The organism is Paraburkholderia unamae (assembly GCF_003268775.1).
Classification (GTDB): domain Bacteria; phylum Pseudomonadota; class Gammaproteobacteria; order Burkholderiales; family Burkholderiaceae; genus Paraburkholderia; species Paraburkholderia unamae.
Genome location: NZ_QLSU01000019.1, coordinates 128,768 through 141,655, shown reverse-complemented (window position 1 = coordinate 141,655; position 12,888 = coordinate 128,768). Strand labels below are relative to the sequence as shown.

Below are 12,888 nucleotides of genomic sequence, written 5' to 3'. Positions count from 1 at the left end.
CATCCAACCGGCAGAGGCGTTTGCGCGCCCAAAAAAACTGCGCGCGGTAATCACTCGACGCGTGGCATGCGCGATATGTCGATGCACAAAGGAGGCGACCATGTATGCGACTTCCAGATTCACTATCCTCGCCGGCGTGATCACACTCGGGATGACATCACATGCAAGCTGGGCGGAACAAACCGTCAACGCGACACTGCTATCGAACTCGATCCAGCTTGGGACGCACAACGTGAAGGCAGGCCACATCACACTAGAAGTCAGGAATGCTGCGAACAACAACATGGAACACGAACTCGTTGTGCTCAAGACAGATCTCTCGGACGATGCACTCCCCGTCAGTAAAGGAAAGGTGCTTGAGCGCAGGCTCAACAAGATCGGTGAAATCGAAGATATCGCACCGGGAAACAGCAAGCGCGTGTCATTCAAGCTTGCGCCCGGACACTACGCGCTGATCTGCAACAAGCCGGGACACTATGCAGCGGGAATGCATACGGAGCTTGTCGTGACGCCGTAGGTTCCACTGCAAACCCACAAGATGGCCGATAAAGCATGCGTCCACTCCTGTTAGCCAGCGACAGATTCATTTCGGTCTACGTCAGCCGACAGTGGTTAGCGAAGTAGTCAGCAACAAGTTGATTTTAAATTAAAAATATTGAGGGGGCACAAGGCAAAGCCTCACCAGACGTGGTGAGCCTAACCGGAATCCTGCACGAAAATCAAAAGGACACCTGGGTGGGTCCCTCGATATCAGAACTCAGGCGAGCGGCGGTGGCACGCGTAGCGGATGGTCGCGCAGTCGCTCATAGACTGGATGGTCGACAAACTTTTCGCATTGCGACGTCACCTGGGTACGCATCGACCCAACCGCTTCCGACGACAGAACGATTGCCGCGTAGCCACGCACGCGACGCGACGGATACATGAATCCATCAGGCCTCGACTGAACGTCGATCTGCGCCATGGCTGCATGCACGCGGGCGCCGAACTCCTGGCACCAGTCGTAATCCGGACTCGACAGCTGGTCATAAATGCCGAGGCGGCTCGATGCCTCACCGTTGAGGTTCCATAGCAGCAAGTCTCGGGGGAATGACAGCGTTGCGATCAGTCCGTTGCGCTCGGCGGCCGGGTCGATGTAGAACGTCCCGGGGCGCGTGACGTCGTTCAGGCAAAAACGTGCCTCCCAAACCGTCGTGTCGGTCATCGGCGCGAGATACAACCACCAGAACGGCACTGTACCGTCTGCCGCGCGGAGGGCATCAGGCGGACCAAAGCGATACGGGCGCGATGCCTGTACCGGGAGAATCGCGTGGGGCGACCACGCCGCACGGTAAAGAGGTTCCCGACTACTGATGAGTACGGTCTCATTAGCGAGACCAGCGATGATTTGCCCGACGGACGGCATTGCTGCGACGAAGTCGCCGGGCGGGTCCAGCTCGATGTTTTTCTGCATGGTGGGCCGTTTAGCGCTCCACACCTTCCCTTTGACGCTCGGCAGAGACAAGAACGCGCCGTTGTCGTTCCGCAGCAGGCAGTTGCAAAAGACGCTTCTGGCTGCTGTGGAGTTCTCCACGGCCTGCGAACGGCTTGCCGGCCAACAATTCGGCCGGCGCAAGCTCGTTGAGCTCGTCCCGAGCGGTCACGAGAAAGGCGTGAACCTCAGTCGTCGCCGACCCTCGAAGCGCAGACAAGACGGCAGGAAGCAATTCGGGCACCGGCTGTACAAACTGCCATTCCGGAAACACGCGGCCATTGCTCTGGCCGGGTGGCTTCACGCAATAGAACCGGTTCGTGTCCACGCATCGATACAAGCTGGCGAGCGAGAGTTGAACCAGTTCCTGTCCTATCACATCCGAGGGCTTGAGATTGCCCACAGGCAACGACGCCGGCACAGCCGCTTGCGACACTCCCGCCTCGATGACAAGCATCGTGGTGAGACGGTCCTCAAGAGCCTTGCGAACCAGGCGATGAAGCTGCTCATCAACCAGACCGGGTGCCATTTTCTCGCGCAGGACGCCTTCAATATCCGTCGCGAAAATCTCGGCTACATCCCGCGCTGCGCGCGCGCCGGTACTACGGTCTCCCTCAGCCAGAATCGCATGAATCTTGATTCCGCTGGATCCGTGGTTTCGGTCGTCAATTACATGTGGCATATCGGTCTCCTTCAGACGAGATGCGGGGGAGCGCCAAGCGGGTTCATCCGCTTGGCGATCGCCGCTGCACTACCCGTTTCAGCCGCCGGACCGCTGGTTGGCCGGACGTGCATGTGTGCGACGCGCGCGAGCGCGCGCTTGCTGGCCAGATCACGATGGCTGGCTGAAAGTTCACGCAAGGTCTCGAGCAAATAATCCTTTGCGAGCCGCCCCGCCGAAACGAGGAGACCTTCCACAAGCATGTACCTTCTCACGCGGGACGGTTCTTGAACCCGCCAGGCACGCGCCAGGGCTTGGCGCCGGGGCGCGCGTTGGACCTTGGCGATCCATCGTTCCCAGATCGCGCCTAGGCCGCTCGTGGCAAAAGCTGCCCCCTGCCGGACTTCAGCCAACCCGTATCGGTCCTCGAATTCGAAACCAGCGTTGCCCGACGATTCACCCGAAACGTCATCTCTATTGCTCAAACTCCCGAGCCTCATTTCCGTGACGACGCCCCCGAAATATCGCGGAGGCTCAATATCCCATTCCAGCGGCTCACGCCCGACAGTCACCTCTACGCTCGGTTCGCGCAAGGCATACTCACCCGGTCGCACCGCACGCGTGACCGGGACGAACAGTCGCCCGAACTCGTTGGCAACAATCACGAAGTGGTGTGCAAGCTGCGGAAGGTTAGGCATGCGATCGGCCCTCGCGGACTGTGGGATAAAACGATTATACACATTTTCGCATTTTTCGCACTATTTTTATTTTTCGCGGTTTTCTGATTTTTCGCGCTCGATGCGGACACCGAATGCCCTGCTACGGTACTGGCGCGCTCACCGTGAGGCTGCGGACCGGGCAAGGTCGCTCTGCCGCGCTGGGGCGGCGTTGCGACCCAGGTAGACCTTCGCGGCCATGCCAGCCGCGAAAAGCTCCGGCCGGCGGGCGTTTGTGTCACCACCTCGAGCAGCCTTACCAGATGGACAGCCAGCCGCGGGAGTGGTTTGACCTGCCGGGCTAACAGATCGTCGAGGGCGCGGCGGTGTATCGCGGTTTCGAGCTTTACGGTCGCGAGCGTGGCAAGTGTGGCCGCGCGCCTGACTTGTCGTCGATCCGTTTCGTGGGTCCGGCAGCATGATGACGAAGTGCGCGAGCTGGTCGTCTGGGTGATGCACGGCGTGGTGGAGATCGTCGACAACATCATGAAGATCGACGAGGAGCACGTGATGATGTCGTTCGTCGACGAAAAGTGATCTCGCGCGTGACGCTGTACCGGCTTTTGGGCGGCGCGCCATGGTGAGCGTGCGGAACGGTATCAAGGATACTTTCGTCGGCAACTACAAAGCGTCGGCACACGCCTTCCGATCCGCCAAACAGACGGGACAACGCTCGCAAACGGGATTCGGGGAACCGCCAATTCCAGGCAAGGGGTCTTGAACCTGTTAGCATTGATTCGGGCGTGATGCTTTGTGCGCCCAAAAAGCAAACGGCGCGAGAATTTCGCGCCGTTTTGTGAAGGGGAAGGGAACCGTCCAGCGTCCCTAGGAAAGATACAGGACGGACCCTTCGAGCCATGCAACCAACCTTTGAGGAGGCACATGGGTACAGCAAACCTGTACTTGCTGCTTGCCGGCGTGTACTACTGTGCCGGCACGGTGTATATCGCCATTGCGATGGCACATTGAGCGGATCTGTGCGCGTTGCACCGCGTTGAATTTTCAACGGATGCGCTCAGAGTAGCACAGTCAGCAGAAAGCTGAAGTTTTCACCGAGGCCCCTTCCCGGGCCTCTTTTACGTTAAGCGCTGCAAGTTCGGGGACGTGTACGACGTCGAATAGATCATGCGCAGGCAAAGTATCAACGTCACGCTCCTCGAGCTCCTCGTGATTGACGGCATCGGGAGACGACCGACCCAATGCCATATGTAGTGTTGTGAAGCTCCGGAAAGTGCTGAAATCTTGTGCAATACGCGTGGATAAAGACGGCCACTTTGCGCGCGCTTCGCAGACCACTCGAAAGCCCGTGCGGCGGGGGCTCCCGGGCTGCTTGGCTTGCGGTCTTGTCAAGATAGGACCAGCAAAAAAAGCCGTTTGATCGGCTCATTTATTCCGCTAGAGTGTGCGATAGCTGGGAGCTAGGGATAGGCGCTTCCAGCCGAAAAGATAGGGCACTTCCAGCCACCGCAGGCTGCCACCTGCGGGGCCGTAAGAGCCACAAGCCTAACTTCACCACGCTCCGACCACCTAAAAGGAGCACGGCAATGCTCAGCGATTTTTTCGCAAGGCTAGCCATTGAGCTAGCCGTCGCGCTAGCCGGATCGAATACGTTTCATGTGTGGGTACACCGCGCGTTCGATTCGCTAGTTTCCATCATCACCTAACGGGAAGCCCTGGCGAGAGCCGGGGCTCTTTTTTGGGTAGGTCGGGAGACCTCTCCAAAAACCGGCGCGAAAAATATGCATCAAAAAACAAACTTTTTTTGCTCCCCGCGCAGAACGAAGCGTATACCGCATGGGAACCAAGGAGCAATACTGCTGGTGAAAAATTTTGCCCTTGCATCTCATCGGGAATCGTGAACGTCCCGGGAGGCGCGGGGCTTGCGTATTCTGCGTCGCCGGGCCGGCCAAGGGGACGGGAACGACGATCAGAACTCTCCTGGCGACATGGCAACGTACCCTGGTTAAACGCGATGTGCTATCCGAGCGAGCGCGGCAGGTGGAGGGCGGCCACCCTCGCCGTTGCCTGCTATGCGTTCCAAGCCTTTCAGTGCCTCACAACACTTTTCTGTGGCCGTGGTCTGCGCTATGGTGGAAGCCATCGACACCGAGGCGCGAGCCAACGCTCTGATTATCGCGAAGATCGAGCGCATTGACTGCGCGGGAGGTGAAGCGTGTTCAGAGACAAGCGTATGGGGCCTTTGAGCAGTTATTGCACCGCGAAACGCTTCGCCATGTGCTTGCAGAGGCGGACGCCGGAATCAAGGGTCTCTTCAACCGTTCCGAAGTCACCTTGAATATCGGCAACCTCCATGGTGGCCGGGCAAGCCGCGTGGTCAGTGTGGACGATGCGCGCTATCCAGCGCCCCAGACCGCTCGACAAAGCGGTCACCTTGTATTCCTGTGCGCCTATGCAAATGGGCCGGTCGTTCATGCCTTAACTCCCTTCCCGCCGGTGCGGAGATTTACCAATGGATGTCCTTCGATGCGCAAATTCCGAGCCGCGATAGGCATCAAAGGACGTATCCGAACAGGTAACCGCATTCCCATCGACGGGGACCGAATCACTCAAGACAAGTGCTCGGCGTCAGTACATGGGCGGGGGTACTGCACCCGTTGGAGCCGACCCGGTCTATTCGTGATCAAGCCGTGGCAGGTCCGCGAGCGTTCGACCCGCATCGGAATCAGCGACCACCATTTCAATGCCTTCGCGTCCAGCCTGGTCGATAACGCGTCGGACCTCTGGGCCGGCGACACGCTGTCCATCCAGTGGAAAGACTGTTACGACGGTGTCGCCCTTAGCCAGTGCATCCACCACTTCGATTACAGGCGATGGGTGCGGAGCGACCTCAAATTGTTCTCCACTCACGGACACCTGGCCCCAAAGCACGTGTGTGACCCTTTGCGAATTCCCGTCCATCCGAACCGCAGTTATAGCGTGTACTGCCATCGCTTTTCCTCCCCTGTTGGGGAAATCCTAGCACGAGCGCAACGATCAGCCATTTCGGCATTTACCGATACCGCGAGTTGGCGTCGCACCTTCGCCGACGGTGCGCGGACGATGTTTCTCATGCTGAACCGGCGCGTAACATCGTCGAGACGCATTCTGGAAGCATCGCTATACAGTCATTGGCTGCGTGACTAAGGCAACAATGAGCGTGACTCGCGGCGAATTGGAAATCATGTCAGGTGTCGTTTGCAGTTTCTCTATGCAGGGCAACACGCATGCGGGGATCCACAACCTCCGGCGCATGCATGTCGTCGGGAAAATCCAGCCAGAGCAGGCGCGTGGGGGGAAAAGCAGCGGCGAGAGGACGTAGCAGCCGCTTTTCTGCATCCCGGATGCGATTGCACACCGCGCGTTCGGCGTCGGGGTGCACGTTACCCTGTGGAACTCGAGTTCGACCGAGCGGACATTCTGCCCGGCGCGTGCGGTCGCCTATTTGGAATACAGATAAATAAAAGTACGATAATAAGGCTTATGTTATTTTGGTTAGGTATTCTAATCATATTAGTCATGAGTGGATGTAGCCCGGACGTGTCGCCGCCTGCTTTGCTCGAATGCCCCCTATGCCGTGGAACGTGACCGGGCCCGCGCACCGCTCGGTAGATCGCGGGAGCCGAGCCGTGTGCACGGCCACCTCTGAGCGGCCCGCCGTGCAAGAGTGCGCCCGTGACTGGCAGACCTATTTCCAGTCCTTGCGCAGTAAGGCTGCCGCTGCGCGCAAGCGACGCTCACGCTCTTTCCTGAGCCACTTCAGTGTGGTTGTGTCGCATTAGCGCGGGGGCGCTAGAATGCGCGTCTGATGAAACGACACTGACCCCATGATGAAGAAGGCACCGACGCCGAGAACGGCACTTGCGCTTGGTATCGCGAAGGTTCTGAAGCGACTGCACTATCCGCTCGATGTTATCCTGATGTGCGTGCGCTGGTATGTGGCTTATGGGCTGAGCCTGCGAAATCTCGAGGAGATGATGGCTGAGCGCGGCATCGATGTCGACCATTCGACCGTGCACCGGTGGGTGATCAAGTTGCTGCCCGTTCTGGAAAAGACGTTCCGACGTCGCAAGCGGGCAGTCGGCAGGAGCTGGCGCGTAGATGAGACGTATCTCAAAGTCAAGGGACGGTGGAAGTACTTGTACCGGGCCGTGGACAAGGCGGGAGACACGATCGATTTCCTGCTGCGCGCCCACCGTGACAAGGCTGCCGCGAAGCGCTACTTCGAAAAATCGATCGAGCAGAACGGCGAACCCGAGGTGGTGACGATCGATAAAAGCGGGGCGAATCTCACTGCGCTTGAGTCGATCAACGCGGAGCGCGAGACGCCGATCAGGATCCGTCAGTCGAAGTATCTGAATAACATCGTCGAACAGGACCACCGAGCGATAAAGCGCCGGACCCGCCCGATGCTCGGGTTCAAGAAATTTCGTTGCGCCCGCATTCTCCTGGGCGGCATCGAAGTCATGCACATGATCGTCAAGGGGCAGCTGGACGATAGCCGCATCGGTCAAACTCCCGCACAGCAGTTCTATTCGCTGGCTAGATGAGGAATCCATACCATATTGGATTTGGCCAATCGATCGGTCTTACCGCGACAGAACCCATGTACGTGCCGCTCACGCTCGGGTCAAACGGCCGCGTGCAGCGTCAGTGTTACACCAACCGATGTCAATGTGACATTCTGCGAAAAGCCCGAAGCGCTCACTTCCCCCTGCCGCCGATCTCTCGCGCCTGCCTGGCCCAGAACCGCCGCGAGCCGAACGGACCGGACTCGAAGCCGGTCGATGGAAAGTCAGTCAAGTTACCCGCAGGCGTGTCTGGACGACCTTTGACGTTATCCTTGAACGCCTTGACTTCGCGCGATCAGAATCAAGACTGCGGGAGAAATTGGTTGAGAAGATCCGCCATCGACGTGTAGCAGGTGTTGCCGCTGTTTTCGCACAGCAATAACTTGAAACGTGCGAGTGGTCCGTCTATTGCCCTATACGCAAAGTCTAGCGCGCGACGCGCTTGCTCGAGTTCTGAATGCTCGCCTGTGACGGTCGTTGGGAAGCTCCAATCCGGCGGTCCTTCGTGAACGACGAAGATCTCCAGGGGCGCTTGCAGCGGGCCGCCGGACAAGGTGAAGGAGTCGGTCGTGCCGCTTTCCGAGGCCACACTTCTACGCAGTGCGAAAACGAGTGTGCCATAGCACGCATCGATCCCCTGAGGCACGGGCGACACCGTGAACCCAGCCGTTTCGAAATGCGTGGAGAAGTCTGTCTCAATCGTTTCACTGAAAGCTTCCGAAGCCTTGGTCACCCTTGAAAGCCGTTGAGACCGATATTCATCGGCTTTGCGCTTCAGGTCTTCAATTTGCTTAAGCGTTGCTAGATCCATTTACGGCCCGTTTCGCCGGAAGTCATCAGAACATCGTGGCTGATAAAGCGTGCATCTCGATCGATTCGTCCAGCACGAGAATCTTGTCGAACTCCCGTGTCGCGTCGGTCAGCTTGTGCGTAATGAGCACGACGCTGCGCCCCGCCATCAGCCTGACGATGGCGCTCATCAAGGCCTGCGCGGTCACCGTGTCCAGCCCCTCGGTCGGTTCGTCCAGTACCAGGATCGGTGCGTCGAGCAGAAGTGCGCGAGCAATGGCAAGCCGCCGCGCCTGCCCTCCCGACAGCCTTGTCCCCGCTTCGCCAACCTGTGTGTCGTAGCCACGCGGCAGACCGCAGATGAACTCATGCAGCTGTGCATCGCGGCACGCTGCCTCGAGGCTTGTCTGGTCTGCGTCCGGCCGCGCGATCAGCAGATTCGCCCGGATCGTGTCGTTGAAGAGATACGTATCCTGCGAAACGACGGCGATGCGGGCGCGCACCGCGTCGGCGGCGCAATCGCGCAGATCCACGCCTCCCAGCTCAATGCTTCCATTCGAATACTCCAGAAAGCGCAGCAACAGCTGCACGAGCGTACTCTTGCCTGCGCCGCTTGCTCCGACTATCGCAAGCCGGCCGCCAGCCGGAAGATCGAACGAAAGATCGCGTAGCACCCAAGGCGACGTTTCGTCATACCGGAACTCCAGATGACTCACGACCAGATCGTTTCGCGCTGTGAGCGCAACCGGCTCGGCGGGATCCTGAACCGGGAGCGTGGCATCGGCCAGCTCGAAGATGCGGCGCGCGGCGGCAAGGCTCTCGCCGACAAGCTGGAGCGCCGCAGGGATTGGCATGACCGCCTCGAAACTTGCAAACACCAGAAACGCCAACATGGCCATGTCGGCGGGCGACAGCGAAGGAGATGCCAGTCGTGGGATGGCGAGCAGCAACGCACACCACATCGCGCCCGATGCACAAGCGGCGAGAGCGCCCTGGGACGTTCCTCTAGCATGACTAATCGTTTTCTGCTGGCCGATCAACCGCGCCGATAACCGGTCGACCTTTTGAGCGTATGCGGGCGCAGCCCCGTAGACCTGAAGCTCGCCCAGCCCTTGCAGACTGTCCACCACGATTTCGTGCAATTCGGCCCGCAAGGCAATACAGGCACGGGCCGGTTCGCGCGTCGACGCAAAGCCGAAACAAGGCAGCACGGCCCCTGCCAGCAACAAGAACACGAACGTGATCACCGCGACAGGAGCGCTGTACGCGGACACGATCGCGACAATGACCAGCGTCCCAACGCCACCCGCAACCACGGGCACGAGCGCGCGAAGATAGAGATTGCTGAGACTGTCGATGTCGGACTGAATGCGCGTGGCGAGGTCCGCGCCGCGTACCTGTCCGAGCCCGGCCGGAGCGAGAGGTTCGATGCGGACATAGAGCCATACGCGCAACCGCGCGAGCAGCCGCAACGTCGCTTCGTGCGTAACGAGCCGCTCGAGATACCGGCCGCCTGTGCGGACGATCGCGCAGGCGCGGATCAGCGCGGCAGGCGTGAAATAGTCGAATGCGAGATGCGTGACGCCCGCCAGCGCCATCGACGCAATGAACCAACCCGCAATGGCCATTAGCGCAACGTTGGCAAGCACGGTCGCCAGCGACAACGCCGCTCCCGCCGCCATCCATAACCAGTAAGGGCGAAACAATGCGATGAGCCGCCACAGGTCGGCACGAGCGACGGCGCCGTCGTCCATCGCTGGCTGCGAGATGCGAGGAGTCGCTTTCATGTGCGGGCCTCCGTATCGGCTTGAGCCTCAATGAGTTGACGATAAAGTCCCTGCGCAGCCGCAAGTTGCCCGTGCGCGCCCGACTGCACGACCCTGCCCTGCTCCATGACGACAATCGTATCGGCCAGGGCTGCGGTGGCAAGCCGGTGCGCGATCAACAGCACGGTCCGCCCGCGCGCGAGGTGCCGCAGCGAATCGTGGATCGTCGCCTCGGTATCGGCGTCGAGGCACGCAGTCGGCTCGTCGAGCAGCAACACCGGGGCGTCTTTCAGGAACGCGCGGGCCAGCGCGAGCCGCTGGATCTGCCCGCCCGAGAGCCCGGCGCCACGCTCGCCGAGCTGGGTGTCGTATCCATGCGGCAGCGACTGAATAAATGCGTCGGCGCCCGCGCTTGCCGCAGCCGCGCGCACGGCGGCACGGTCGGCATCGGGCCGGGCGATCCGCAGATTGTCCAGTACCGTGCCGGCAAAAACGTGGGGGCGCTGCGGGACCCATGCGACTCGCGAACGCCAGTCGTCGAGGTCGGTCTCGTTCAGCGGCTGGCCGTTGATGGAAATCGTTCCGGCCGTCGGTCGTGCAAACCCCAGCAACAGGTTGAGCACCGTGCTCTTGCCTGCGCCACTCGGCCCGACCAGCGCCGTGATACGCCCGGCTTGCGCGACGCAATGCAGTCCGTCGAGCGCGGCCTGCCCGGTCGGCCAGACATGACGCACATCGTCGAAGCGGATGGTGTAATCGCTCGCGGCCGGCAACGGCAGCCGCGCACCGGTTTCGGCCGGCGTGGGGAGATCGAGTATTTCCATGATGCGTTCGGCTGCGGCGATCGCGTCGAGCCGCTCGTGATAATGGCTTCCCATCGTGCGCAGCGGGATATAGAACTCAGGCACGAGTAACAGGACGAACAGCCCGCGCAGCAGTGGGATTTTCCCGTAAAACAAGTGAAAACCCACCAATACGGCGACCACCGCGATACCCAGCGTGGCGAGAAATTCCAGTACGACCGACGACAGGAAGGCGACCCTCAGCACCTTCATGGTGCTGCTGCGATACGCCTCCGACAACCGTGCGACGACGGCCGCCTCGCGCCGACCCGCATTGAAGAGCCTCAGCGTCGTGATGCCCTGCAAGGAGTCGAGAAACCGCGCGCCCAGTTGCGCGAGCAGCGTCCACTGACGCTGGCTCGCCTCGGCTGCGGCCTTGCCCAGCAAGATCATGAACAGCGGAATCAACGGCGCCGTAATCAGCAGTACGAGCCCTGAAGTCCAGTCCACCGGAAATATGACGATCAGGATGGCGAACGGCAGCAGGACCGTCAGCGCACGCCCCGGCAGCCATCGCGCGTAGTAGCCCTCGATCGCCTCGACACCCTGGACGAGATGAGTCGCAAGCGCCCCGGTCGCTTCACCACGGAGCCACACCGGACCGAGCGCCTGCAACTTGCGCAACAGTTCGCCGCGCAGTGTCTGCCGCATGGAGGCGGCACTCGTGAAGGCCGTGCGCTCCGCCAGCCGGATCAGCACGAAGCGCAGGGCGAAGATCGGCAACATTGCCACCAGCGCTGGCCACACCCGGGCAAGCCCGGCTCCGTCCATCACCACGGCGCTCAGGGTCCACGCAAGCAACGCTGCCTGCCCCATCAAGAGCAAACCCGACGCCATGCCGAGCGTGACTACGCTTGCGATGCCGACGCGAACGGACGCGGCGCGTCCGGCGAGCCAGCGATCGATAGTTTTACCTGCCTGTGCCTGTGATGAGGACATATGCGAATACCTGGTGAGCGCAGCGGCTCCTATAATCCTTCGTTGCCGATGCCGTCATGCACGGCGTTACGCTGCCGGATGGGCCATGGAGACACAATGAAAACCGCTTCGCAGTTCATGCTGTACCTCACGCTCGCCGTCTGCGCCATCGTGCTTGGCGTCATCATCGGCAACTACGGCCTCTGGTACTTCTCGTGGCTGGTCGGTACGGCGTTGATCGTCTTGTTCGCGACCGCCGGCGGCGTGCTTTTCGACACGCAACAGGAGCAACACGAAATCACCTGACGCGAGCATAGATTCGCTGGAAGATGGACCGTTGCCAGGGGTGAAGCGCGCCGGGCACGCGTACACGACTACGCTCGGGAGACGCCGCATATTCCGCATAGGCGGCCCGCGCATCGATGTCGCCCCGCACCCACTCGCACAGCGCCTGTGACAACCCGATGTCCCCCGTATCGCGCGGCGTCACGCGCAAAACCCCCACGCCCGCGCGCCGAAGCTCATCCAGATCGGATGCCCAGTCGGGCGCGGTCTCGTCTGGCGATGCAGCGAGATCGCAACCCGGCATCGCGTGCAGCGGCCATCCTTCATAATTGCAAGCCTCGACGCGACACCGCCAACGCGCAAATCGGCGCGGCGACAATACCGGCAGCTCCATCTCGCAGCGAGATTCGACCGCGCAGGCGAGCGCCTGCGCGACCTCCCCCTTGCATACCGCGGTCATCACCCGGCGCCGCGCCCCCAGTTCGACCAGCCGCCTGAGTTCGACAGCGCTTGCGCACGGCATGCCCGCTCCCATCACCAATGGCACCTTCCCGGCCAGCAACCGGAATGTCCTCGCGTCGCCGACTTCAACCGGGAGTTCGCAATCCTCGATCCATGCATGCGCGTCTTCGCTCCCAGGAAGGTCCGCGCCTGCACGCACCGAAAGCACGACCTCCTTGCCACCCGACGAGAGTTCGCGTGCAACCGCAAGACAGTCCCTCTGTTGCAAACCGCCCTGGACCCCGCGAACGGCGATACCGACGTAGACGACATCGACTGACGAAAGCGCGACGGCATCGTAGAACGCAAAGGAATCGGAGCGGTTCCATCGCGCTGCAAGTGCACCAAGCGAAATCTTCATGGAGGGCTCC

The 12,888-nt window shown here is 60.7% G+C and carries 11 protein-coding genes; 3 read left to right on the top strand and 8 right to left on the bottom strand.

The genetic code is table 11. The annotated features are described in order from the left end of the window. The first annotated feature begins 100 nt into the window (after positions 1-100). The gene (locus tag C7401_RS27820; protein WP_112174639.1) at positions 101-517 is read left to right on the top strand and encodes a plastocyanin/azurin family copper-binding protein; all 417 of its coding nucleotides are present in this window, start codon (positions 101-103) and stop codon (positions 515-517) included. Positions 518-757: 240 nt separating this feature from the next. On the opposite strand, the gene C7401_RS27815 is transcribed toward C7401_RS27820, so the two are convergent. From C7401_RS27815 to C7401_RS27800, 4 genes are all read right to left on the bottom strand, one after another. Beyond that, the gene (locus tag C7401_RS27815) at positions 758-1,453 is read right to left on the bottom strand and encodes an RES family NAD+ phosphorylase (protein WP_112174638.1); all 696 of its coding nucleotides are present in this window, start codon (positions 1,451-1,453) and stop codon (positions 758-760) included. A gap of 10 nt (positions 1,454-1,463) precedes the next feature. Continuing rightward, on the bottom strand, positions 1,464-2,153 hold the full coding sequence (locus C7401_RS27810) for a hypothetical protein (RefSeq protein WP_112174637.1): 690 nt from the start codon (positions 2,151-2,153) through the stop codon (positions 1,464-1,466). A gap of 11 nt (positions 2,154-2,164) precedes the next feature. Continuing rightward, entirely contained in the window at positions 2,165-2,830 is a 666-nt protein-coding gene (locus C7401_RS27805) for a hypothetical protein (protein WP_112174636.1), read from the bottom strand. 2,226 nt (positions 2,831-5,056) lie between these two features. Further along, complete coding sequence (locus tag C7401_RS27800) at positions 5,057-5,281, bottom strand: hypothetical protein (RefSeq protein ID WP_112174635.1); 225 nt, start codon at positions 5,279-5,281, stop codon at positions 5,057-5,059. Positions 5,282-6,672: 1,391 nt separating this feature from the next. On the opposite strand from C7401_RS27800, the gene C7401_RS27790 reads away from it, so the two are divergent. Continuing rightward, a complete protein-coding gene (locus C7401_RS27790) occupies positions 6,673-7,395 on the top strand; it encodes an IS6 family transposase (RefSeq protein WP_372460499.1) in 723 nt (240 codons plus the stop codon). A gap of 322 nt (positions 7,396-7,717) precedes the next feature. Here C7401_RS27790 and C7401_RS27785 read toward each other — a convergent pair whose 3' ends face one another. Genes C7401_RS27785 through cydD form a run of 3 tightly spaced genes read right to left on the bottom strand, consistent with a single transcriptional unit; the run spans position 7,718 to position 11,752 of the window. Then, a complete protein-coding gene (locus tag C7401_RS27785) occupies positions 7,718-8,227 on the bottom strand; it encodes a hypothetical protein (RefSeq protein WP_112174633.1) in 510 nt (169 codons plus the stop codon). Between the two features lie 25 nt (positions 8,228-8,252). Next, the gene (gene cydC, locus C7401_RS27780) at positions 8,253-9,959 is read right to left on the bottom strand and encodes a thiol reductant ABC exporter subunit CydC (RefSeq protein ID WP_224043879.1); all 1,707 of its coding nucleotides are present in this window, start codon (positions 9,957-9,959) and stop codon (positions 8,253-8,255) included. Positions 9,960-9,988: 29 nt separating this feature from the next. Then, on the bottom strand, positions 9,989-11,752 hold the full coding sequence (gene cydD, locus C7401_RS27775) for a thiol reductant ABC exporter subunit CydD (RefSeq protein ID WP_112174631.1): 1,764 nt from the start codon (positions 11,750-11,752) through the stop codon (positions 9,989-9,991). Positions 11,753-11,848: 96 nt separating this feature from the next. Here cydD and C7401_RS27770 point away from each other — a divergent pair, with 96 nt between their 5' ends. After that, a complete protein-coding gene (locus tag C7401_RS27770; RefSeq protein WP_112174630.1) occupies positions 11,849-12,037 on the top strand; it encodes a hypothetical protein in 189 nt (62 codons plus the stop codon). Here the strand turns inward: C7401_RS27770 and C7401_RS27765 are convergent. After that, positions 12,030-12,878, bottom strand: coding sequence for a hypothetical protein (locus C7401_RS27765; protein WP_133254428.1), 849 nt, complete (start codon positions 12,876-12,878; stop codon positions 12,030-12,032). The two genes, C7401_RS27770 and C7401_RS27765, sit on opposite strands and share 8 nt — an antisense overlap. Positions 12,879-12,888: the final 10 nt, after the last annotated feature.